Origin of the sequence: Corallococcus praedator (assembly GCF_003612125.1) — a bacterium.
Classification (GTDB): Bacteria; Myxococcota; Myxococcia; order Myxococcales; family Myxococcaceae; genus Corallococcus; species Corallococcus praedator.
In genome coordinates this window covers 1-22,151 of sequence record NZ_RAWI01000034.1, presented here as the reverse complement: position 1 = coordinate 22,151, position 22,151 = coordinate 1, and the positions used below count along the sequence as shown (strand labels likewise).

At 69.9% G+C, this 22,151-nt stretch carries 17 protein-coding genes; 4 read left to right on the top strand and 13 right to left on the bottom strand.

Annotated features, from left to right (window positions below; all coding sequences use genetic code 11):
* Window positions 1–29: 29 nt before the first annotated feature.
* Window positions 30–2,408 (bottom strand): TonB-dependent receptor, encoded by a 2,379-nt coding sequence (locus D7Y13_RS06935; RefSeq protein WP_158620343.1) that lies wholly within the window; start codon window positions 2,406–2,408, stop codon window positions 30–32.
* A 178-nt stretch (window positions 2,409–2,586) separates the two neighbouring features.
* Between D7Y13_RS06935 and exaC the strand changes: the two genes are divergently transcribed.
* Together exaC and D7Y13_RS06925 are read left to right on the top strand one after the other, a co-directional pair.
* Complete coding sequence (gene exaC / locus D7Y13_RS06930) at window positions 2,587–4,113, top strand: acetaldehyde dehydrogenase ExaC (protein WP_120583253.1); 1,527 nt, start codon at window positions 2,587–2,589, stop codon at window positions 4,111–4,113.
* A gap of 2 nt (window positions 4,114–4,115) precedes the next feature.
* Window positions 4,116–4,508 (top strand): DUF779 domain-containing protein, encoded by a 393-nt coding sequence (locus D7Y13_RS06925; RefSeq protein ID WP_120583252.1) that lies wholly within the window; start codon window positions 4,116–4,118, stop codon window positions 4,506–4,508.
* Between the two features lie 27 nt (window positions 4,509–4,535).
* Here the strand turns inward: D7Y13_RS06925 and D7Y13_RS06920 are convergent, their stop codons facing one another.
* From D7Y13_RS06920 to D7Y13_RS06885, 8 genes are all read right to left on the bottom strand, one after another.
* Window positions 4,536–7,679 carry a sensor histidine kinase gene (locus D7Y13_RS06920; protein WP_120583251.1) on the bottom strand — a complete coding sequence of 1,048 codons (3,144 nt, stop codon included), beginning with the start codon at window positions 7,677–7,679 and terminating at the stop codon, window positions 4,536–4,538.
* Between the two features lie 158 nt (window positions 7,680–7,837).
* Window positions 7,838–8,794 (bottom strand): aldo/keto reductase, encoded by a 957-nt coding sequence (locus D7Y13_RS06915; RefSeq protein ID WP_120532314.1) that lies wholly within the window; start codon window positions 8,792–8,794, stop codon window positions 7,838–7,840.
* A gap of 27 nt (window positions 8,795–8,821) precedes the next feature.
* A complete protein-coding gene (locus tag D7Y13_RS06910) occupies window positions 8,822–9,097 on the bottom strand; it encodes a DUF5985 family protein (protein ID WP_120532315.1) in 276 nt (91 codons plus the stop codon).
* Between the two features lie 14 nt (window positions 9,098–9,111).
* Window positions 9,112–9,369 carry a DUF5985 family protein gene (locus D7Y13_RS06905; protein WP_120583250.1) on the bottom strand — a complete coding sequence of 86 codons (258 nt, stop codon included), beginning with the start codon at window positions 9,367–9,369 and terminating at the stop codon, window positions 9,112–9,114.
* Complete coding sequence (locus D7Y13_RS06900) at window positions 9,362–9,769, bottom strand: hypothetical protein (RefSeq protein WP_120532317.1); 408 nt, start codon at window positions 9,767–9,769, stop codon at window positions 9,362–9,364. The genes D7Y13_RS06905 and D7Y13_RS06900 overlap by 8 nt, the downstream gene beginning before the upstream one ends.
* Window positions 9,770–9,896: 127 nt before the next feature.
* A complete protein-coding gene (locus tag D7Y13_RS06895; protein ID WP_120583249.1) occupies window positions 9,897–10,718 on the bottom strand; it encodes a hypothetical protein in 822 nt (273 codons plus the stop codon).
* A gap of 31 nt (window positions 10,719–10,749) precedes the next feature.
* The gene (locus tag D7Y13_RS06890) at window positions 10,750–11,136 is read right to left on the bottom strand and encodes a response regulator (protein ID WP_120532319.1); all 387 of its coding nucleotides are present in this window, start codon (window positions 11,134–11,136) and stop codon (window positions 10,750–10,752) included.
* Between the two features lie 14 nt (window positions 11,137–11,150).
* Window positions 11,151–12,623: an ATPase domain-containing protein gene (locus tag D7Y13_RS06885; RefSeq protein WP_120532320.1), complete on the bottom strand. Its 1,473-nt coding sequence runs from the start codon at window positions 12,621–12,623 to the stop codon at window positions 11,151–11,153.
* A 76-nt stretch (window positions 12,624–12,699) separates the two neighbouring features.
* Between D7Y13_RS06885 and D7Y13_RS06880 the strand changes: the two genes are divergently transcribed.
* Window positions 12,700–14,046, top strand: coding sequence for a short-chain fatty acid transporter (locus D7Y13_RS06880; protein ID WP_120583248.1), 1,347 nt, complete (start codon window positions 12,700–12,702; stop codon window positions 14,044–14,046).
* 98 nt (window positions 14,047–14,144) lie between these two features.
* Window positions 14,145–14,648: a hypothetical protein gene (locus tag D7Y13_RS06875; protein ID WP_120532322.1), complete on the top strand. Its 504-nt coding sequence runs from the start codon at window positions 14,145–14,147 to the stop codon at window positions 14,646–14,648.
* A gap of 83 nt (window positions 14,649–14,731) precedes the next feature.
* On the opposite strand, the gene D7Y13_RS06870 is transcribed toward D7Y13_RS06875, so the two are convergent.
* The 4 genes from D7Y13_RS06870 to D7Y13_RS06850 form a co-directional block, all read right to left on the bottom strand.
* Window positions 14,732–16,462 (bottom strand): DUF4397 domain-containing protein, encoded by a 1,731-nt coding sequence (locus D7Y13_RS06870; protein WP_233595483.1) that lies wholly within the window; start codon window positions 16,460–16,462, stop codon window positions 14,732–14,734.
* 95 nt (window positions 16,463–16,557) lie between these two features.
* Entirely contained in the window at window positions 16,558–19,191 is a 2,634-nt protein-coding gene (locus tag D7Y13_RS06860; protein ID WP_233595478.1) for a hypothetical protein, read from the bottom strand.
* A 261-nt stretch (window positions 19,192–19,452) separates the two neighbouring features.
* Window positions 19,453–20,496, bottom strand: coding sequence for a Vgb family protein (locus tag D7Y13_RS06855; protein ID WP_120532325.1), 1,044 nt, complete (start codon window positions 20,494–20,496; stop codon window positions 19,453–19,455).
* Window positions 20,497–20,614: 118 nt separating this feature from the next.
* The gene (locus D7Y13_RS06850; protein ID WP_120532326.1) at window positions 20,615–21,604 is read right to left on the bottom strand and encodes a type 2 periplasmic-binding domain-containing protein; all 990 of its coding nucleotides are present in this window, start codon (window positions 21,602–21,604) and stop codon (window positions 20,615–20,617) included.
* Between the last annotated feature and the right edge of the window lie 547 nt (window positions 21,605–22,151).

Sequence of the window (22,151 nt, the reverse complement as noted above, 5' to 3'; positions counted from 1 at the left end):
CCACTCCCTCCACGCTCCGCCCTGAAGGATCAGAAGGTGTACCGGACCCCGATTCGCACCTGCCGGGGAAGCGGGTACCGCAAGGGCGCTCCCGCGACATCCAGACGGGTCTCCGCCTGGCCATTGAGCAGGTTGAAGACATCCAGGCTGAAGGAGGCATTGGCCACGCGGTCGACGCGGTAGCGCACGTCCACATGGACATTGACGGTGTGGCTCCACGGCAGGCGCTCGGCCACACCGTCGACGGGGGTACCGGAGCCTCCGAGATAGGACAGGCCCAGGACCGACTTCAGGCGGTGGGAGTGTTTGAACTCCCGGGAGCCGAACGCCTTGAGGATGTGGGTACGGTCCGCCGGCAGCAGGGCGTCCGGCTCACGGGCCTCGGTGTCGGTGACGAGCCGGGGCACGCCCCGCGCATCCGACAGCAGCATCAGTCCCGCGTCGTTGCCGCGCAGCCGCGACCACGTGTAGCTGACCTGGGCCTGCCAGCCGAAGCGGAGCGTGCGTCGCCACTCCAGCATCACCGCCTCGTAGGTGCGCCGCGCCTCCGGCAGGTCCGCCCCCAGGCCCGTCCCTGGATTGACGAGGACGAGGCCGCCGTCGTCGCGGTTCAACGACCGGAGGCCCGTCTCCAGTCGGCGGTGCGTATAGGTCGCGCCCAGCGTGTCCTCGCTCATGAGGGGCAGCTCCACGCCCGCGAGGAACTCCGTGGAGGACGGCGCCACGAGCCCCGGCGCCAGCGACACACGGGAGGACGGGGGCGTGAGCAGGCCCAGCAGGACCGGCCCCTGGACCTTCGCGACGTGAGCGAAGAACCGCGAGAAGGTCCTGCCAGACGGGTCCAGGACCACGCCCAGGCGCGGGGAGAAGGGGCGCCCGAGCCGAAGCGCGGGCCCGCCGTCCGTGTCCCTCAACCACTGCACGTCGTAGCGAACCCCTCCATTGACCGCGAACCAGTCGCGCACGTCCCAGAAGTCCTGCACGAAGACCCCGACCTGCTGGCTGGTCGCGCTCGCTCCGAGGGGCGCATCACGCAGGAACTCCGCGTCGGCCCCCGCGCGGAAGACATGCGCGCCCAGGGCCTTGAGCCGGTACGTGGTGCGGGCATTGGCCTGGAGGCGCTCCCGTTCATGAGGGAAGGCCGCGTCGGAGCCCTGCTGTCGCAGCCAGCCCACCCGTGCATCCACCTGCACGGGGCCCGGGTACCCTGAATACCCCAGCGCCATCAGCGTGGTGGTGCTGTCGGATCCGCTTCCCGTCCAGGCATCCCCCACGGGGGGACTGGCGCCTCTCAGGGAAGCAGGCGTGGTGACCCAGGACAGCGACAGGACATGGGCCAGGCTGGGCGAATACGTCAGCTTCGCCAGGGCCTGGACGCTGCGCTGGTCGGTGAAGCGTGAGGGTTCGCCCTGCTGCGCGGACCGGGGCGTCGCCACGCGGCTGAGTGCCGGGGTGACGCCCGCGAAGAAGGACAAACGCTCCGGGATGAGCGGTCCACCGACGGTGGCCCCGAAGTCCCCCAGGTGCTGGAGCGTGCCCGTGTCGGACGCGCGCGGGCCCTCCAACACACCCGGCGCCCAGGAGCCGAAGACGGAGCCATGGAGGGATTTGGCGGCTTCGAGGGCGTCGTCGTATTCGACGGTGTCGAGGGTCGCGAGGTCCACGAGGGGAGTGGCGTCCGTGGGGAGCGTCGCCTCGATGAGGCCACCGGAGACGCGGCCCATCTCCGGAGCGTATCCCCCCGTCGTCAGGAGGAAGGACCCGAGCAGCTCCGTGCTGAGCGGAAGGGCATTGGTTCCGAACGAGGGATCGCTGGTGGAGATCCCCTCCAGGACATGGCGATTCTCGAAGGCGGAGGCGCCATGGAAGGAGATGCCCGCTCCTGAGGCGTCCGTGCGCCCCCCCGCCGCGAGCGCGAGGAGTCCGTCGAGCGAGCGCACCGCGCCCTGCACCGGCGTGGACCGTCCCACCGCGAAGCCCCCGAGGTACGAAGGCGTGAGCGACCAGTCCGTCCTCGACCTGTTCACATCCCGGTCGCGCCCCCCAAAGCAGATCATGGTGCCGGACTCCTCCACCAGCGCCGCGTCGACGCGAAGGGTGACTCCGTCCCGCAGCAGGACGTCCTCCTTCCGGAGAACCCAGTAGCGGTGCTGTGACCTGTCCTGCTCCGTGGAGAACAGGAGCGAGTAGGTCCCCGGAGGAAGCTGGGCGAAGTGGAATCTGCCCTGCGCATCCGTCCGCGCGAACCGGGACACGTCCTGGGAAGGCGAGTGGGCCCAGACCTGGACGTCCTTGAGCGGAGCTTCCTCCCAGACGTCCACCGCGGTGCCGACGATGTCACTGCTCGCTCGAGCCCCGCTCCCGCAGGCCAGCAAGGCCGCCAGTGCAGCCCTGGCGACCCAGGTCATCCCACTCCCATCCACGCTTGCGTCCCTCGGCCCCAGGCAGGCTCTGCGGGCGCCCGTCTGCGCATCCTCGCAGATCATTAACAGACATTAACAGGCCGCGCCCCTCGCATAACGCGGAGCGTCACGTGCCTATCGTCGGTTCGTCTTCAAAACCCACCGCAGGACAGGAGTCGCGCGAATGTCGACGGTCTACGAAGCACCGGGTCAGAAGGGCAGCAAGGTCCAGTTCCAGAGCCGCTATGGCAACTACATTGGCGGGAAGTTCGTGCCCCCGGTGAAGGGCCAGTACTTCGAGAACATCAGCCCCGTGAACGGGCGCCCCTTCTGCGAGGTCCCGCGCTCCACCGCGGAGGACATCGAGAACGCGCTGGACGCAGCGCACGCGGCCAAGGATGCGTGGGGCAAGACGCCCGCCGCCGAGCGCGCGAACATCCTCAATCAGATCGCCGACCGCATGCAGCAGAACCTGGAGATGCTGGCCGTCTCCGAGTCCTGGGACAACGGCAAGCCCATCCGTGAGTGTCTGGCCGCCGACCTGCCGCTCGCCATCGACCACTTCCGCTACTTCGCCGGTTGTATCCGCGCGCAGGAGGGGTCGCTCAGCCAGTTGGATGACAACACGGTCGCCTACCACTTCAACGAGCCGCTCGGCGTCGTGGGGCAGATCATCCCGTGGAACTTCCCGCTGCTGATGGCCGCGTGGAAGATGGCGCCCGCGCTCGCGGCCGGCAACTGCATCGTCCTCAAGCCCGCGGAGCAGACGCCCGTCACCATCCTGAAGTTCGTGGAGCTGGTGGGCGACCTGCTGCCCCCCGGCGTGCTCAACATCGTGAACGGCTTCGGCATCGAGGCCGGCAAGCCGCTCGCGAGCAACAAGCGCATCGCGAAGATCGCCTTCACGGGTGAGACGACCACGGGTCGCCTCATCATGCAGTACGCCTCCGAGAACCTCATCCCGGTGACGCTGGAGCTGGGCGGCAAGTCCCCCAACATCTTCTTCGAGGACGTCTTCGCCAAGGACGACGACTTCGCCCAGAAGGCGCTGGAGGGCTTCGCCATGTTCGCCCTCAACCAGGGCGAGGTCTGCACGTGCCCGTCGCGCTCGCTCGTCGCGGAGCGCTTCTACGACGAGTTCATGCAGAAGGCCGTGGAGCGCACGAAGCGCATCGTGCAGGGCAACCCGCTGGACACCGCGACGCAGATCGGCGCCCAGGCGAGCAATGATCAGCTGGAGAAGATCCTCTCCTACCTGGACATCGGCAGGAAGGAGGGCGCGAAGGTGCTCACCGGTGGCGGCCGCAAGGCGCTGCCCGGCGCGCTGGCGGAGGGCTTCTACGTGGAGCCCACCATCTTCGAGGGCAATAATAAAATGCGCGTGTTCCAGGAGGAGATCTTCGGCCCCGTCGTCGCGGTGGCGAAGTTCAAGGACGCAGCCGACGCGCTCGCGCAGGCCAACGAGTCGCTCTACGGCCTGGGCGCCGGCGTGTGGACGCGCGACACCAACACCGCCTACCGCATGGGCCGGGGCATCCAGGCCGGCCGCGTCTGGGTGAACTGCTACCACCTGTACCCCGCGCACGCGGCGTTCGGCGGCTACAAGCAGTCCGGCATCGGCCGCGAGAACCACAAGATGATGCTCAATCACTACCAGCAGACGAAGAACATGCTCGTCAGCTACGACGCCAAGCCCATGGGCTTCTTCTAGGGATGCCTGTTCCGCGCGTTGAAGTGACGCCGGCCGCCGAGGCCCTGCTCCACAAGATGCAGGGCCTCCACGGTCCGCTGCTCTTCCATCAGTCCGGCGGCTGCTGCGACGGCAGCGCGCCCATGTGCTTCCCGCGCGGCGACTTCCGCGTGGGCCAGGAGGACGTGTACCTGGGTGCGGTGGTCGGCACGCCCTTCTACATGTCCGGGTCGCAGTTCGAGTACTGGCGCCACACCCACCTCACCGTGGACGTGGTGCCCGGTCGCGGCAGTGGCTTCTCCGTCGAAGCCCCCGAAGGCGTGCGCTTCCTCATCCGCTCGCGCCTGTTCACCGACGACGAGTACCGGGCGATGGAAGCCGAAGGGCCTCCGCTCAAGGGCGTCCAGCACCACTGACGACGCCCCGCGCGCCCCGTCCCCCCCTCACGAATCCTGGGGGGGACGGGACTGCGTGTCGGGCGCGGCGTGACGGGGCAGTCGCAGGGTGAAGGTGGCGCCCTGCCCCGGCTGGCTGTCCACGTCGATGCGGCCGCCCAGCGCTTCGACAATCTGCCGGCTGATGTAGAGCCCCAGCCCCATGCCGCCGTAGTGCCGGTCGGACACGGCGCGCTCGAAGCGGCCGAAGAGGCGGGGCAGCGCGGCCGCGTCGATGCCGATGCCCTCGTCGCGCACCTCCAGCCAGGCTTCGCCTTCCGCTCCGGTGCCCGCGCGCACCGACACCGGGTGGCCCGCGCCGTACTTGGCCGCGTTGGTGAGCAGGTTCACCAGCACCTGATCCAACCGCAGCGCGTCCCACTGGCCCGTCAGCGTGCGGGGCAGGTCCACGCGCACCGGACACCGGGACTGGGCGAACACCTCCTCCAGCCGCTCCACCGCGTCGCGCGTCAGCTGCGCCAGGTCCACCTCCGTGCGCTCCAGCGCCAGCTTGCCCAATGACAGACGGCTGACGTCCAGCAGGTTGTCCACCAGCGCCGTCAACCGGAGCACCTGCCGCTGCGCCGTGGTCAGCCGGCCCGTCACCAGCCCCGACGCCCCGGCCACCTCCAGCGCCCGGCCAATCAGGTTGTGCTGGAGGATGAGGCTGGTCAGCGGCGTCTTCAGCTCATGGCTCGCCACGGAGAGGAACTCATCGCGCAGGCGCACCGCGGACTGGGCGTCGTGGAAGAGCCGCGCGTTCTCCAGCGCGACGCCAATGCGCAGCGCCAGCTCCTCCACCATCGTCACGTCCGCGGCCACCAGCGCGCGCTGCGGCACGGCGGTGAACAGCGTGATGACGCCCAGCACGCGGCCCCGGGCGCGCAGCGGAACCGCCAGCACCGACGTGGGCGACACACCGTCCACGTGGACGGACAGCGCGTCACCCCGCTGGGCGTCCAGGTGCGACAGGAAGCAGACCTCGCCCGACGCGAAGCACTGGAGCGCCGGCTGCGTGGGCCCCGATTCCCGGTCCGACGGGGTGTCCTTCCACCGCGCGTCGTGCGCGGACGCCCGGTGGGCCGCCGTCACCCGCCGCAGGGTGCCGTCCGGCGATGCCAGGTCCACCCGACATCCGGTGGCCACGTGGTTCGCGACCAGCTTCGCCACCTCCGGCAGCGTCTGCTCCACGTCGTCCAGGCGCAGCGCCAGCACGCGGCTTGCGTCCAGCAGCAATTGCAGCCGCTCCTCGGCCTCCTTGCGCCGCGTGATGTCCGCCATGGCGCCCGTGAGGTACGCGACCTTCCCGTCCGGGCCGGGGAAGGACTGCCCCACGCTGTGCAACCAGCGGACGCCGCCGTCGCGGCGCACCACGCGGAACTCCAGCTCGAAGAAGCAGGGGGGCTGACGCTGGTACCGGTGGAACTCCGCCTCCACGTACGGCCGGTCCTCCGCGTGCAGGCGGGAGAGGAAGTCGCCCACGGCCGAGGAGGAATCCACCGCGGGCAATCCCAGCATGTGGTTGAGCGCCGCGTCCCGCGTCTCCTTCGCGCGCCCCAGGTCCACCCGCCACGTGCCCATGTCGCCGGTGACGAGCGCCTGGCGCAGGCGTTCGGTGCGCTCGCGCAGGGCTTCGTAGAGCGCGGCCCGCTCCAACGCCTGCGCGCACTGGTGCGCCAGCGCTTCCAGGAAGGACCGCTCCGACGGAGAAAAGGCGCGCGCCTCCGGCCACGCGAGCAGCAACAGCCCCTGCACCCGCGTCTCGCCCCACAGCGGCACCACCGCGCGGGCCCCGGGCCCCTGGCTCCGCGCGAACCCGGCGGCCTGGGGGTGCTGGCGGAGGAACTCCTCCTGCGAGCTGAACCACCACGCCTCGCGCCGACAGTCCTGGAGCATCCTCGGGAAGGCGTCCTCGTCCTGGGGGCGGAGGAACCGGGCCAGCGCGTCCTCGGAGTACCCCAGCAGGCGCAGGGGCCGCAGGCCGCCGTCCTCTTCCAGGGCCAGCACCGCGACGCGCGTGGCACCGCTGGCCTCCCACACCTCGCGCGCCAGCACCTGCGCCACCGCGTCCTCGGTGGCCGCGCGGGACAGGGCCGCCGTCACCGCCTGGAGTCGCGCGGTGCGCGCCTGGGCCTGACGGGCTTCGCCATACAGGGCGGCGTTGTCCAGCGACAGCGCGGCCCGCCGGGCCAGCTCGTGCGCCAGCGCCAGGTCCTGCTCGCCATAGCGGCGGTCGGACGTACCGCGCATCAATGACAGACATCCCAGCACCCGGCCCCGCGCCTCCAGCGGCACCAGCATCACGGAGCGGCAGCCCAGCCTCCAGGCCTCCGCCAGCCGTCCGTCTCCTCGCGCCACGGCGGCCTGGACGTAGGCTTCGGGCACGTCCGGCAGGAGGTAGGGCTGGCCGGTGCCCAGCACATGGGGCACGCCCGTGGGGCCGCCCACCCGCAGGGGCCAGCGCTCCGCGATGGCATACGCGTCAGGCACGAGCGAAGGGTCGCGGTGCGCCGCGGCCCGACGCACCACCGTGCCCGCGGGCGTGATGAGATCCACCACGCACCAGTCCGCCAGCCCCGGCACCACCAGGTCCGCGAGCTGGCGCAGCACCGTGGGCTCATCCAACGACGACGACAGCACCTCCCCCGCGCGGGCCAGGAAGGCGAAGCGGCCCTCCTCCCCGAAGGCATGCGACGGCGCGCCGGCCTCGGGTGGAAGCGCCAGCACCGGCGCGGCCCCGGTCCGGCTCACGGGAGGGTCCTTCACGCCGTCCGCCGCGTCCCTCGTGCTCACGGCCGAAGCCGTCAGCTCGGGTGGACCGCTTGAGCGCGAGGCTCGCAGCTCCGACACGTCGCGAGCGCTCGCGACGTCCAGGTCCGTCAGGCTGTTCGCGGAGGCCACCTTCACGTCCTGGTTACGGCCCTCGGGCGAATCATTCCCCTCGCCGGGTCCTCGCGAAGGCGGACTGTCCTCCAGCACACGCTCGGACAGGTTCCACACCCCCACCTGCGCCGCCGCATCCAGGGGCTCCGGTGCCCTCGCGAAGTCAGACACGCCTCCTGCGTCCGCCAGCCGGACCGCGTTCGTCGCCTCCATGACAGGCGGCGTCTCTCCGGAGGGCTCGGCGGATGGCTCGAGGGAGGGTTCGGGCATGGAGGAGGACCGAGGCACCGCACGGGCAGCGCTTCATTACCGATGGGGCGCTTCGATAATGACGGTCTCCTCCCCCCCACAAGGCCCCATGGAATCCGGAGTCGGGACGAGTGTCCGCCAGCCAACCCGTCCAGGCCCGTCTGCCCTCTCGCGGCGGCTCAGCGCGTGGGCACTTCGGGTGAAGGCGGGTTCCACCACACCGCGCCCTTGCCCTCGATGGCCGCATGGGCCCGCTCCCGCACCGTCCGCAGCGCGGCATCCTCCAGCGGGCGGAAGGCGGCGGCCGCGTGCAGCGCGGCGTCCTGTTCGTTGGGAAAGCCCAGCCCCATCAACATCACGTCCGGATCCAACGTGAGCGTGTAGTGCACGCACTCCGCCACCGACAGGTGGGGCAACACCGGCGTGTCCCGCGCCTCGCCGCCGGAGCCCACCTTTCCGCGCGGACGCGCCTGGAGCGGCCGGCCGTAGCCCTCCGTGTCCCCCAACAGCTTGCCCGCGCCGAACGTCTTGAAGGACACCACGCCCACGCCCTTCTCGCGCGCCAGGGGCAGCACCTGCTCCACGTAGCGCGCGTCCACGAACGGGCCCAGCGGGAACATCACCACGTCACAGCGCCCGGAACGCACCGCCGCCAGCAGCGCGTCCGGGTGGTGACAGGAGATGCCCCGGAAGCGCGCCTGGCCCTTCGCCACGCACGCCTCCAACTGCTCCAGCGCCCCGCCCGGCCGCGCCACCTGCTCCCACTGCGCCAGCGACTTCACCGCGTGCAGCGCGAACAGGTCCACCGACGGCAGGCCCAGCCGGGACAGGCTCTCCTCCACCTGCGGCGCCACCGGTGCGTCCAGCACGTCCACCTTGTCGATGACGAAGACGCCCTCGCGCCGGCCGCGCAGGGCCTCGCCCACGACCTCCTCGCTCAGGCCGTCCTCGTACCCGGGCGCCGTGTCGATGACGTTGAGCCCCGCGTCCAGCGCCCGGCGCAGCGTGGCGATCAACTCCTCGCGCGGCACCGTGCGGTCCGCCACGTCACCAATGCCCACCGACGTCGCGGTGAAGCCCGTGCGCCCCAACTCACGGCGCGGGGTGAAGCGGGGCAACGACGATGGGCCGGACATGGATGACGCCTCCAGGCCCCCAACATCTCACCGCGCGCTTCGCCCCGCGCGGTTCTTGTCCCAGATGCCGCCCAGGATGAGCAGGTAGGCGACCAGCCGGACGACGTACAGGTAGTGCCGGTTTTCGGAGTCCAGGTCCTGGCCCACCACCGTGCCCAGCAGGTTGTGCAGGCCCATCAACGCGAAGGCCAGGGCGAAGAAGGCGAAGAGCCGGTCGCGGGACTGCCGGTGGAAGCGCAGGAAGAACAGGGCGCACGCCAGGTACGCCATCATCACCGCGCCGTCGAGCAGGGTCTTGAGCATGGCCGGTCCGTCCGTCAGGACACGTCCCAGATGAGGCCGAAGAGCAGCACCCCACTGGCCAGGAGCGACGTGACGGTGCGCGCCAACGACAGGTCCCCTTCCGGGATGAGCACCAGGTCCACGAAGAGCAGCACGTTGTTGAGGGTGAAGATGCAGAAGCACAGCCCGCTGTAGAACAGCAGCTTCATCCGCGTGCGCCGCCACGCGCGCAGGAGCAACACCGCGCACGCCACGCTCGTCAACGCGCACAGGAGGTAGACCGCTTCAGCCATGGTCCTTGCCATCCTTGTCCGGCTTCAACACGAATGCGTCCGCGAACCCCCGCACCCGGTCCATGGGACGGGAGAAGATGAACGAAATCACACTCACGCGCCGCGCCGCGTAGGTGGTCGCCAGCTCCGCCGCGGCCTGCACGTCGTCTGACTGGAAGGGGCTGAAGCGGAAGGCCTCGCCCGGAACCCCATCCTGGAGCAGCAGCCCTCCCGTCTTCAGCTCCGCCAGACGGCGGGCCGCCGAGGCTTCGGTGATGCGCAGCTCCAGGGCCACCTCCGGCGCCTTCCACGCCCGGTCTGTCCGGGCGCGAAGCAGGAGGAGGACCTCCAGCTTCTCGATGGAATCGATGTGCGTCGTGAGGAAGCGCTGGACCCGTGGAGAGAGGCCGGCGTCAGTCACGCCTCCACCTATGGACCCAGATACTTTGTGAATCAACCTTTTCCATCGCAGCGGTTGTTCACAGCTACACACAAGCCCGCTCCCCTGTTCGGGCAGGGGGCGAAACGGCTGGGGCGCCTGATTCCGCCTAGTTGCGCACGCGCTGGGCCGGGGCCCGCACCCGGACGTCCATCCGCGCCTCACCCGCCACCATGCTGCTCAGGGCCTCCGGCTGGGTGGGGGACAGGCGGGCCACGGCGCGCAGGGCGGCCACCAGGATGAGGGACTCCAGGCTGGAGGGGACGCTCACGCCGTGCGGGCCGGACTTGATGGGCAGGGGCAGCCGGGGCACGCGGCCGGCGGCGGACAGGGCCTCCACCGCGTAGGCGGGGCTTGGCTCCAGGGACACGGCGATGGCGGGCAGCGCCTTCGCCTCCTCCCCCTGACCGTGGACCTGGAGCTCCAGCAGCCGCGCGAGCGCGCCGGGCCGTTCATAGAGGGCCAGTCCCGCGAGGCCGTCGTCCGCGTGGAAGACGCAGCCCTCGTAGGTGTGCGCGTGCGCGCCGGTGACGTCCACCACGAAGGGCTGGCCGTCATCCCAGTGCGTCCAGGGCATCGCGTTCCAGTACTCGGTGGCGGCCTGGACGAAGAGCAGCGCCTTGTCCGACCCCAGCCCGGACACGCCCCGCTGTCCCCACGCGAGGAACGTGGCGATGGCCGCCCGCGAGGAGAGCGCCGCCTGCGGAGGCGGCGCCACGCTCAGGCCCAGCTCCAGGGCGGCCTCCGCCAGCGCGGGCTCGCACAGCGCCTGGGACGGGTCCTCCAGGCCGGCGATGAGGGCCCTCACGCCCGCGACGTCGTCCTGTTCGAAGACGGGGGCGGACGGGTCGCCCGACGCGCCGATGCGCAGGTACACCCCGGTGGTGCCCATGGAGAGGGGCACCGGGCCCAGCTTGAGCAGGTGGAACATGGCGGGCCTCCCGGGCTCGCGGCTGGAATGCTCAGCCTTCCCGGACGCGCGGCGCGTCCAGGGCCTTGCGCACCTGTTTCATCAGGGCGCGGATGTCGAAGGGCTTCTGGAGGAACTCCATCCCGGGGTGCTGACGCCTGAGGCCGTTGGTGTCCACGGCGCTCATGCCCAGCACGGCGATGTGCCGCAGCTCCGGGTCCTTCTGGATGCGCTCGATGAGCGCGGGCCCATCCAGCACGGGCATCATCCAGTCGGTGAGCACCAGGTCCGGCTTCACCTCCGCCATGCGCTCCAGGGCCTCTTTGCCATGGGACGCCGTCAGCACGCGGTAGCCCTCTTCCCTCAAGAGGTCCGCGAGGGCCTCCAGGATGCCCTGTTCGTCGTCCACCACCAGCACGGTCTCGGTCGCGGGAGCCACGGAGTCTCTGGGGGTCAGGAGTGGTTGCCCGGGAAGCGGGCAATGCCGGTGAGCAGCAATTCAGGCGACGGCTGGAACGGAGGCTGCACCTCGATGCCCTGGGGCGTGATGAGGAACTCGCGCAACGTCGGGTCGTAGTCCGCGTCACGCAGCTTGAAGATGGAGAGCAGCCGCCGCAGCCGGCCGTTGAGCTCCAGGTGGCGCATGAACAGCAGGTTCTCCGCCACGCCGGACAGGCCCGTGCCCAGCGGCACGTCCATGTCCGGGCCGAAGAGCCGGGGCGTCTCCAACGTGAAGAACGTGGTGACCCCCAGCCGGCGCAGCTCCTGCGTGAGCGCGGCGAAGAAGGGGCTGATGCGCGCCGGCTCGTGCGTCGTCTCCACCATGGCGCTCAGGCCGTCCACGAACAGCCGCTTCACGCCGCGCTTGCGCACGTCCTCCAGCAGCGCGTGCGCCACCATGTCCAGGTTGCACTCGGCGGGCATGTTCCACTGGAGCGTCAGCCGGCCGTCCCGCACCGCGCTGCCCAGCGACAGCCCCACGTTGGCCGCCTTGTGCAAGAGCCGGTCCGGGCCTTCGTAGAAGCTCACCATCAGGCCGGGCTCGCCCAGGCGCAGCCCCTCCGCCAGGTGGCTGGCGCCCAGGAGCGTCTTGCCGCTGCCAGGAGGCCCCATCACCAGCGTGGTGGACGCGGCGGCCAGCCCTTCTGGAATCATCGCGTCCAGCGTGGGCACGCCAAAGCGCACCCGCTGCGTGCCCCAGTCCGGCGGCTGCGCGCGGCTGACCACCGACTCCAGGCGGGGGAACACCTCCACGCCCGCCTCGGAGATGCGGAAGTGGTGCGACCCGCTCAGGCTCGCGCTGCCGCGGAACTTGCGCACCTGCAGCTCGCGCCAGGAGCGCATGGCCGCCGTGCGCTCGCGCAGCTCCAGGATGCCGTCCACCATCGTGTATTCGGGATGCACGGTGGGGCCCACGCTGCTCGTGAGCAGCAGCGCGGTGAAGCGCGTGAGGCCCGCGGACACCTGGAGCTCATGGATGAACTTCTTGAAGTCGCGGCTGCTGCCCGCGGCCTCCTGCGCCTGCACCAGCCCGTCCAGCACCAGGATGCCCGCGCCGTGGTTGCGCATCTCCCGGCGCAACAGCTCCAGCAGGCCCGGTAGCCCCTGCTCCTCCAGCATCCGGAAGCCGCTGACGTAGTAGATGCGCTGGGGAAGCTGCGAGGCGTCGAAGAACGCCATGCTGCGCAGGTTCGCCAGCATGCGCGAATGGGACTCCGCGAGCAGCGTCACATACAGGCAGCGAGTGCCCTGGCGCGCCTGCTCGTAACAGAGCTGGTTGGCGAGGATGGTCTTCCCTGCCCCGGGCTCTCCCACGACGATGTAGACGCCCGATGCCATCAGGCCGCCGCCCAGGATGGGATCCAGTCCGGGCACGCCCGTCGCGATGCGATCGAAGACGGGGGTGTGCTGCTCGCTAGGGGACATGGCGACCGCTCATACCGTAAAACCCGGGGTGTCGCTCCGGAGTTTGTGGAGCGCCTGCCCGCCTGGAGTCCGCCCCGTGGAAACCCTCGTCAGGCTCGCCGAAGGGCTGGGCCGTTTCTCTTCCCGGTTCGTTCCCAGCGCCTTCGCCATCGCCGTGCTCCTCACCCTGCTCACCATGGCCCTCGCCCTGGGGTGGGTGGGGGCTTCACCGCCGGTGGTGCTGGATGCGTGGGGCGGCGGATTCTGGGAGCTGCTCACCTTCTCCATGCAGATGGCACTGGTGATGTTCACCGGCTACCTGCTGGCGCTCACCGCCCCGGTGAAGGCGCTGCTGGAGAAGGTCGCCAGCCTGCCCAGGAGCCCGCGCGGCGCCACCGCGCTGATGGCGGCGGTGTCCATGGCGCTCGCGTACTTCAACTGGGGCCTGTCCCTGGTGGCCAGCGCCATGCTGGTGCGCTTCATCGCGCGCCGCAGGCCGGACGTGGACTACCGGCTGCTGGTGGCGTGCGCGTACTTCGGCCTGGGCGCCACATGGCACGCGGGCCTGTCCGCCTCCGCCCCGCTGCTGGTCGCGACGCCGGGGCACTTCCTGGAGAAGCAGTTGGGGATCATCCCCATCGACCGGACGCTGTTCTCCCCCTTCAACGTGGGCCTGACGCTCTGCGCGGTGGCGCTGCTCACGGCGCTCGCGTGGGCGCTGCACCCGTCCCCGGAGCGCACCGTGCGCGTGGAGCCTGCGGTGCTGGAGAAGCTGGGGGACTTCACCCCGCCGCCGAAGCCCTCCGGGAAGCTCAGCCCCGCCGAGTGGTTGGATCACGCGTGGCTGCTCAATGTCATCTTCGGCGTGCTGGGCCTTGCGTGGTTCGCGCGGCACCTGTGGCTGAACGGCGGCTGGCGCGCGCTCAACCTCAACGTGGTGAACTTCACGTTCCTGGTGCTGGCGGTGCTGCTGCACGGCACGCCCGCGCGGCTGCTCAAGGCGAGCGAGGAGGCCGCGAGCGTGCTGCACGGCATCGTGTTGCAGTTCCCGCTGTACGCGGGCATCTACGGCATCTTCAAGGCCACGGGGCTGACGGACCGCATCGGTGAGCTCTTCGTGTCGCTGTCCACGCGGGAGACGTTCCCCGCCATCGTGTATCTGTACAGCGGGGTGGTGAACTACTTCGTGCCCTCCGGCGGCTCCAAGTGGGCCATTGAAGCGCCGTACCTGCTGGAGGCCGCGGGCCGGCTGGGCGTGGCGCCGGAGAAGGTGGTGCTGGCGTACGCCTGGGGCGACATGGCCACCGACCTCATCCAGCCCTTCTGGGCGCTGCCGCTGCTGGCCGTGGCGCGGTTGGAGTTCAAAGACATCCTGGGCTTCCTCCTGGTCGCCTTCCTCGTCTACCTGCCACTGGTGACGCTGGGCTTCTTCCTCTTCGGGTAGGGCAGGACGGGGGCGGGGTGTTCCGTGCTAGACACACACTCCTGGAGGCCGGACGTGGGACGGCCTCCTTGAACGTCCAAACGAGGGGATCCCGAATCATGAAGAGCGTGTTCAACGGAAGCGTGCTGTGCGCGGTACTCGGTGTGGCGACGGTCGCGGGAGCGCAGGAGGCGGCGGCTCCGCCGGCGCAGACCGTGAAGGCCCCCAGCGCGGACGCGGTGCGTGACACCTGGAACTTCTTCTACAAGGGCCAGGGCCAGGGTCCGGTGCTGGTGGAAGCCAAGCTGTGTACCGAGGTGGCCAAGGACGGCCCCAACAAGTACGAGTGCACCGCCGAGGTGGGCCCCGAGGGCGTCAAGGCGGGCACCTCCGTGATGCTGTGGCAGAGCTACCTGGTGCCCCAGGGCGACTCCGTCGAGGACCTGCTGGTGCAGGTAAAGCAGGGCGCCACCGTGCGCGAGACGAAGGACGTGAAGGTGAAGGGCGAGGGCTGGCGCGCGCGTCAGTGGACCGGCGTGAAGCTGGCGAAGCCCGGCGCGTGGACCGTCGTCATCATGCGCGGCGACCAGGTGCTCAAGGAAGTGCCCGTGAAGGTCCTGTAGTCCTCCGCACCGCGAGACGGCACACGACGACGCCCGCCCGGGATGGGTTTCCCGAGCGGGCGTTGGTGTTTCCAGCGATGCGACTACGGCTTGAAGGCTTCGTCGCCCCGGGGCGTCAGGGCGGTCCAACTGTTGTTGCGCAGGTTGAGCGCGCGGAACTTCGGGCCCGTCGTCCAGTCCCCCATCAGCACGAAGAGGTGGGGCCGGGTGATGCGGGTCCCCTTCACGGAGCGCTCCGTGGACGCACCACCCTCCTGCCCTCGGATGGCGTACCAGGCGTAGGAGCCCGTCGCGTCCGTCCCCATCGGCGCGGGGAAGCCCTCCCCTTCGACGGAGCCGCCCACCGCGCCATACGTCACGTCCGGGATGACGCTCGTGTACGTGGGGCCGCGACTGGAGTTGTCACCGGCGACATCGAAGAAGCCCAGCCCCACGCCCTGCGCGGGAGAAGATGAACAGGCATTGATGAACCGCACGCGCGCGTCCTGCGCGTCCGGCGCGAAGGTGTCCGGGACGATGAAGGCCCGGGGCCCCTCGGCGCCCGTCTGTCCCGACCTGCCGCTCACGACCACCAGGTAGCGGCGGCCCGCCTCCAGGGGGCCCGTCTGGAAGGCGTCCAGCACGGTCGTGCCCGACGCCAGGGAGAACGTCAGCGCATGTCCCGCCGTGCCCGCTGCCACATCACCGACCGCCGGATCATTCCCGTAGCCCAGGCCCGTCGCGATGGGCGCGCCCTGGCTGCTCACCTTCAGCGCCCCACCGTCGATGAGCGCATGGAAGAAATAGAGCAGCGGATCCCGCTTGAGGCGCACGGCGCCGCCCTTCCCCGCGGGAATCAGCAGCAGTGAGGAAGCGCCCGCGTCGTTCATGGCACGGCGGTCATCCCCCGAGGACAGGACGTAGTAGCCCTGACCCTTCACCAGCGCACCGGACGGCAGGGTGTAGCCCACCTCCGCGCTCTGCGAGGGCTCCGGGGCGTCGATGCTGCCTCGCACCAGCAGCCGGCCCGTCGTCGCCGGGATGGCGCGCCCCTTCACCTCCGGATCCGCGGTGAAGGGCGTGACCTCCGGCAGCTCCTCGCCCGAGTCCGTCTTGAGGAGCCGGGGGAAGAAGTCAGCGATCACCTGGTCCGCGGTCACGTGGCGCACGCGGACCTCGTCGGGCGGCACGGCGCCGAACGCGTCGTCCTTCAGCGCCAGGAGCTTCGGCGCGTTGACCTCGCTGGTCCCCACGCTCGCCATCCCGCCCACCGCCAGCAGCGTCAGCCGTTCGCCTTCGGCCAGTGAGACCTTCCCGGTCGTCGCCAGCGCGGGCTCCGTGGCGGACGCCCCTGCCTTGCGCAGGGAGAACTGGAGGTCCGCGCCCGGCGTGACGGGGACGAAGTCCTTCACCCCCGGCTCGCCGGACTCCACCCCCGTGAACAGGGATTGCGCGGGCGTCCCCGCCTGGACATCCATCCGGTAACGGGCCGCGTCCCATGGGGTGTTGGCATCGTCGAAGTTGCCCTCGTAGAGCGCGTTGACGAAGCGGACATACGCGATGGGGCCCGCGTCCATCCCTGCATCGGTGCCCGCGTCCGTTCCGGCATCGGTGCCCGCGTCCACACCCGCGTCCGTCCCGGCATCGGTGCCCGCGTCCGTCCCGGCATCGGTGCCCGTGCCCGCGTCCACCTCCGCGGTCGGCGTCGGAGTGACGGCGACGCACTTCTCCTCCTGGCACGCCCACACCTGGCCCGTGGGGGCCGTGCCCTGGTCCCGGCAATCGAACGCATCCCGGCACTCGGTGGAACCACATCCGGCCAGCAGCGGGACCACACTCAATCCCACACACCACAGGAGTGCCCTCAAGCTGTGTCTCTTCACGCGACTTCCCCTTTCGGGAATGGGTGTTGCAGGGTCATGAATGGGTTTCAGGGAGCGACGCGCTTCTCGCACTCGTTGCGCAGCGGGTAGATCCATCCCGGCGGGTTCTTCGACAGCTCATCCCGGAGGAAGAAGTAGGCCATCACGCCCACGTTGAACTCCGCGTGCCGCAGCCACTCCTGGAGCGCCGCCGAGTCCGTGCCCTCGCGGATGCCTTCTGTCAGCGGATTGTCCAGGGCGCAGACCTCCGTCCACATCCGCGTTCCGCCGATGGCCGTGATGTTGGCGCTGGGGGGCGTGGCCGTGCCGAACTTGCCCAGCCGGATGAGGTCGCAGGCACCGCGCGCCGCGCCGAGCATGTTCGCGCCCCACGACGCCCAGTCCCGGGTGTCGGCGGAGAAGTCGATGTCCACCTCGCCGTACTTCACCCAGGCCTGCATGAACTGCTCGGTGAACTGGACCGTGGTGCCGCCGCTCGCCATCCACAGCAGGTAGCGGGCGCCACCGTGCGCGCCGTACTCCTGTTCGAAGGGCACGAGGTTGGGCGTGCCGTTCGTCGCGCCGAAGAGGCCCGCGGTGAGGTTGGCCACCCGTGCGCCGTTGAGGGCCACCAGCGTCTTGGCCGCGCCACTCTGGCCGTCGCCCGCGCGCCCGTGGCAGTTGGCGCAGATGCCCTGGAAGGCGGTGGCGCCCGGCGTGGAGCTGTAGAGCCGGCCCCAGCTGTAGCGGGGCCTGCCCAGCGTATCCAGCATCCACGGTTCGATGGTTTCCGGAGCGGGCTGGTTTGGGAACGAGCAGCCCGGCTTGCCCACCCACCAGTTCGTGGGGAAGGACTGACGGGCGAGCTGTTCGTGCTGGGCGGTGATGGGATAGCGGGTCAGGTGCTCATAGGGAGGCTTCCCGATGGCGTCCTTCCAGCGCGAGTTGCGCGGCTCGTAGGGCACCTTGTCCGTGAAGTCCTCGGTGATCCACCGCACATCGGTGGGGTTCGAACACGAGGCGGCCACGGCCTGCTCTGCCTGGCGCAGGCGCTCCTGCTTCTTCGCCGCCTTGTCCTGCGCGGACAGCGCCTCCTCGCCCTTCCACTCCAGCGCGCCCAGGTAGCGCGCCATCAGCAGCGCGGCGCGGCAGTCGTTGCCGGGCACGTTGGCGGGCATGTGGATGATGCGGGCATCCGTGTCCCGAGCGACGCGCTGATAGAGCGTGCTGCCCGGGGTGCGCAGCAACAGGTCCTTCAGGAAGAAGTCGGGCTGGGCTCCATCATCACAGACGGCATAGCTGCGCTGGCCGTTGCTCTCCTTCACGCCACAGGGGTTCCAGCCGAAGAGGATGCCTCCCGCGGAGAAATCCAGCGAAGCGATGGCGGGGTTGCTCTGCACGGCGAACCCGTTGGGGTTGTGGCACTGCGCGCAGTTGCCAACGAAGTAGCCCTGCAGCTCCAGGGCTTCCTTTCCGGGGACGGGCTGGCCCTCCGGGCCGGCCTGCTGCGCGTACCCCTCCAGCTTCGGGAGCAGGTCCCTCAACTCCTGCCGCGTGCCGGAAGCCGGCAAGCCGGTGATGACGCCCGCGCGGACCAGCCGCTCCAGTTGGCTGAGTTCGTCCTCCTGGATGTTCGCGTTCGCATCCACGCCCGCCTCGCCCGGAGCGCGGCGGTTGAGCTGCAGCGGTGTGAAGCCGAGCACGAAGTTCTGGCCCTCGGAGCCCGTGTGACAATTGACGCACCGGTGCGCGCCGGGGATGGCGTAGTTGCGCGTCTTCCCGGTGCCCTCGTGCTCCGTGTAGACGAGGACGCGGTCGGAGAACGGCTCCCCGTTCCGGTAGCGCAGGTCATGCAGCTCCGCGACCGTGCCCTCCGCGTTCCACAGGTAGGTGCCGAAGAGCGACTGGTTCCAGGGCTCGCGCACGACGATGAGGCGCGTTTCAATCTTCCGGTAGCGCAGGTAGCCATCCTTGCCGGCCACCGACTTGAAGAACGTCTTGTAGAAGCGCGTGTTGGGAGGGATGTGGAACGCCTTCGTTTGCGCGTCGTACCGGATGGACTGACCGGCCGGCACGTGCACCAGGCGCAGCTTCTTCGCGTGGTCGGAGAAGAGCGGATAGGTGGGCGCGAAGGCGAAGGTGCCGCGCGCCGCCAGCTTCTCCACGTCGAACGTCATGATGTCCGTGTCCGTGTCGGACAGCCTGGGCGGCAGCTTCGTGAGCGCCGCGAAGGCCGCGTCCTTGTCCGGGTCGCTCCCGAACAGCTCCGGCTTCGTGACGTCCGGGACGCAGTGGCCCAGGTCGGTCATCGCCGCCGCCACCCCGGGCTCCACGGAGACACCACCCGTGACCGCGTCGTCACAACTGCCGCTGAAGCTCCCCGTCGGAGACCCCTGCGCCAGCCAGGCGTCGATCGCGCACGCCAGCTCCACCGCCTTCTTCGTCTGTTCGGGCGTGGCCAGCGGAGGCATCTCTCCCTGGGAGGCCTTCAGGGCCATCCTCGCGCCGTCGTGCTTCAGCCCTTCCAGGCCGGCGCCGTACTGGAAGCCCCCCACGGCGTTGGGCGCCGCATGACACTGGGCGCACTGGGCATCCACGCGGGCCTTCAGCCCGTCGAAGGTCTCCGTGAAGGTCGCCGCGGGCGCACCGGCGTGCATCGGGATGCGCTCGCCCGAACGCGCGGGCGGACAGGCCGTGGCCACGGGCGGTGGCGGCACCGGAAGCGGCGGGGGCGGTGACTCGGAACAGCCCGCCGCGAGCACCCCAGCCCATAACAAGACACCCCGGGCCAGGCCGGGCACAAACCCCTTCCGTGTCATCCACATGTGTTCGGGACCCCGTTCGTCGAATGGCGTCAGCCGGGCCCCGCCTTTGAAGAACCCCCGCGGTAGGGCGCCAACCATGAAGGGCACCCTACCGCGCAGACACTGTCTTGCTTTGACAAGTCCTTGCAACACCTGACGTCACGGCGTCGTGACGACCTGAAGCTTTCCAAGCCGGTCACCGAAGCGCTCGGCAAACCAGACATTGCCATCCAGACAGAAGAATCCAGCGGGTCCAAAGGAGATGCCGGAAGGGAAGCTGTCGGGGGTCTGGAGGGGGAACTCGGTGATGGCGCCGGTGCGGGTGATGCGGCCCAGCTTGTTGCCGAACTGTTCGACGAACCAGACGTTGCCGTCGGCGCCGACCGAGAGCGCGGCGGGTGAGCTGTCAGGGGTGGGGATGGCGTACTCGGTCACGACGCCGGCCGGGGTGATGCGGCCCACCTTGTTGCCGAACTGCTCGGTGAACCACATGGCGCCGTCCAGGCCCGGGGTGATGGCGCTGGGGCCGCTGTCCGGCGTGGGAATGCTGAACTCCCGCAGCGTGCCGTCGGCGGGGGAGATGACGCCAATCTTGTTGCCGGCCAGCTCGGTGAACCAGATGTTGCCGTCCACGCCCAGGGCGATGCCCCGGGGCTGGGACGCCAGCGTGGGAATGGCGAATTCGGTCACCACGCCCGCCGGGGTGATGCGGCCAATGCGGTTGCCCGTCACCTCCGTGAACCACACGTTGCCGTCCAGGCCCGCGGTGATGCCAAACGGGGACGAACCCCGCTCCGGGAGCGGGAACTCCGTCACGACGCCGGCCGGGGTGATGCGCCCCACCTGGTCCACGCTCAATTCGGTGAACCAGAGGTTGCCGTCCAGGGCCGGGGTGATGTTCTGGGGAGAGGCATACGGCGTGGGCAGGGCGAACTGGGTCACCTGCCCGTCCCGGGTGGCGCGGCCAATCGTGTTGCTGCCGGTCTGGGTGAACCAGACCTTGAGGTCCGGCCCGACGGTGATGCCCACGGGCTCCGAGCCCGGGGCGAGCGGGATCTCCCGCACGGTGCCCACGGTGCCAGCCGGTTGGCGGCAGGCCCAGGGCGGGCTTCCCTTGAGAGCATTCTGGGAGGTGGAGTCGGCGAGCGCGGGCGCGCTGATGAAGGTGGTGGATGCGACGAGCAGCGTGACGATGGAGCGCATGGGTCCGGGTTCTTTCGGGTGACAGTGGGGGGACAGCGGCAGCCCCACGGCGCAAGGGGGCCAGGAGGGGTCTTCCCTCCCGGCCCGGTGCGACGTGCTGCCTGGGTTCAGCGCGGGACTACTGGCAGAGGCCGGCGCCCTTGCCGTCGTTGTTCACGCCGCCGCACTTCAGGGCGCCCGTGGTGTCGCAGGCGATGAAGCCCTGGTTGACCAGGATGTTCTCGAAGGCCTGCTTGTTCGCGGCGCTGTAGGCCCACGCGTAGAGGATCCGCTCGTTGGTGGAGCGCGTGTTGGTGGTGCTCTCGTTCAGGAACAGCCCGCGGGAGAGCGGGTAGGCGTTGGCCTTGTCCGTCAGGAACTTGCGGACGTTGGTGACGCTGGGGGCGATGCCATTCACGCTCAGCGCCCGGTTGCCCGTGCGGGCGGCGGAGTCACCGGAGTAGCCGATGGCGTTTGCGTCGGTCGCGGTCAGCTTGCCGATGCACTTCGTGGCGCTCGTCTCCCCCGCGCAGGCCGCCGGCAGGGCGCCGTCGGCGATGACGGTGACGTCGGAGCAGAAGGTGCCGCCGCCCACCAGGGACTTGAAGGTGTCCGTGGTGCCGGACAGGTCGTCGCGGCGGTACTTCGTGAGGGTGCTGGTGCAGGAGCCGGGGATGGCCACGCCCGCGCTGTCCGTGGCGAAGAACAGCTTGCGCAGGTCGGCCAGGGAGATGTCGGTCAGCGCGTTGCTGGTGTTCACGAACGCGTTCACCGCGTCCAGCGCGATGATGTTGCTGCGCTCGCCCGTGCGGCAGGGCGCCTTGAAGTCACGCGACATCGGAGAGAGCGCCTGCTGGCCGGCGGTGCAGTAACCGGCGGAACCGGTGCGCACACAGCCCTCGCCCACGCCGGAGCCCTTGCCCTGGACGTTCAGGTTGGCGCTGGAGGCGAGGCTCGCGGCGATCATCGCGTCCTTCAAGGTATCCGAGCCGTAGAACTCCCGGTTCGGGCCCAGGTCCTGCTTCGCCGTCGCCATGTCTTCCACCGTGGCCTCCGACGCGCCACCGCAGCCCACGGCCGACATCGCGAACACCGCGGCGGACATCACCCACTTCATCGTCGTCTTCATGGACAACTCCTGGTTGGTGCCTGATGCAGGTTGGACAGCCTCATCGCCACCCGTGCCCCTGCTGCCGGGCAGACCCCGGCCCTTCCGCCTTGCGCGGTCGGGAGGACATGGAGGTGGCGGAAGAGTCATCGGACCCGGCGTGCCCGGATTCGACGACGGGCAAGATGCCTCAATGCCAGACAACGACATGACTCAAACGCGTCAAATCTCTGCCACGCCAGGTCACACCGCATGGGAGGAATGTTCCGCGCGGCGGGATGCCCAATCCCTCACGTTCCCGTGACGGGGGCGTGGCGGCATTCCTGTCACCCATTGGACACAGCGCGTCCCCTGCCCTCGCCCGCCTGGTGCTCGGGAGGGCAACCCGCGCGGCGACTTTCTTTACCGCCGCCCCCCGCCCCCGGGGCGGGAGGATTTACCGGCTGGCGGACACGCACCCCGCCCTTGCGCCGCGTTCCCAGGGCGTTCCCAGAGGGAACACCTTCGCGTGAGGACCTTGGCCGCGCGCTTGCAGAAGGGTCCCTGCGCGGTTGAAGGGTGGGGGAGT

What these genes read in the sequence shown, in the direction of transcription:
- D7Y13_RS06935 (WP_158620343.1), bottom strand. Translation starts at nt 2,408, where the DNA reads ATGACCTGGGTCGCCAGGGCTGCACTGGCGGCCTTGCTGGCCTGCGGG.
- exaC (WP_120583253.1), top strand. Translation starts at nt 2,587, where the DNA reads ATGTCGACGGTCTACGAAGCACCGGGTCAGAAGGGCAGCAAGGTCCAG.
- D7Y13_RS06925 (WP_120583252.1), top strand. Translation starts at nt 4,116, where the DNA reads ATGCCTGTTCCGCGCGTTGAAGTGACGCCGGCCGCCGAGGCCCTGCTC.
- D7Y13_RS06920 (WP_120583251.1), bottom strand. Translation starts at nt 7,679, where the DNA reads ATGCCCGAACCCTCCCTCGAGCCATCCGCCGAGCCCTCCGGAGAGACG.
- D7Y13_RS06915 (WP_120532314.1), bottom strand. Translation starts at nt 8,794, where the DNA reads ATGTCCGGCCCATCGTCGTTGCCCCGCTTCACCCCGCGCCGTGAGTTG.
- D7Y13_RS06910 (WP_120532315.1), bottom strand. Translation starts at nt 9,097, where the DNA reads ATGCTCAAGACCCTGCTCGACGGCGCGGTGATGATGGCGTACCTGGCG.
- D7Y13_RS06905 (WP_120583250.1), bottom strand. Translation starts at nt 9,369, where the DNA reads ATGGCTGAAGCGGTCTACCTCCTGTGCGCGTTGACGAGCGTGGCGTGC.
- D7Y13_RS06895 (WP_120583249.1), bottom strand. Translation starts at nt 10,718, where the DNA reads ATGTTCCACCTGCTCAAGCTGGGCCCGGTGCCCCTCTCCATGGGCACC.
- D7Y13_RS06885 (WP_120532320.1), bottom strand. Translation starts at nt 12,623, where the DNA reads ATGTCCCCTAGCGAGCAGCACACCCCCGTCTTCGATCGCATCGCGACG.
- D7Y13_RS06875 (WP_120532322.1), top strand. Translation starts at nt 14,145, where the DNA reads ATGAAGAGCGTGTTCAACGGAAGCGTGCTGTGCGCGGTACTCGGTGTG.
- D7Y13_RS06855 (WP_120532325.1), bottom strand. Translation starts at nt 20,496, where the DNA reads ATGCGCTCCATCGTCACGCTGCTCGTCGCATCCACCACCTTCATCAGC.
- D7Y13_RS06850 (WP_120532326.1), bottom strand. Translation starts at nt 21,604, where the DNA reads ATGAAGACGACGATGAAGTGGGTGATGTCCGCCGCGGTGTTCGCGATG.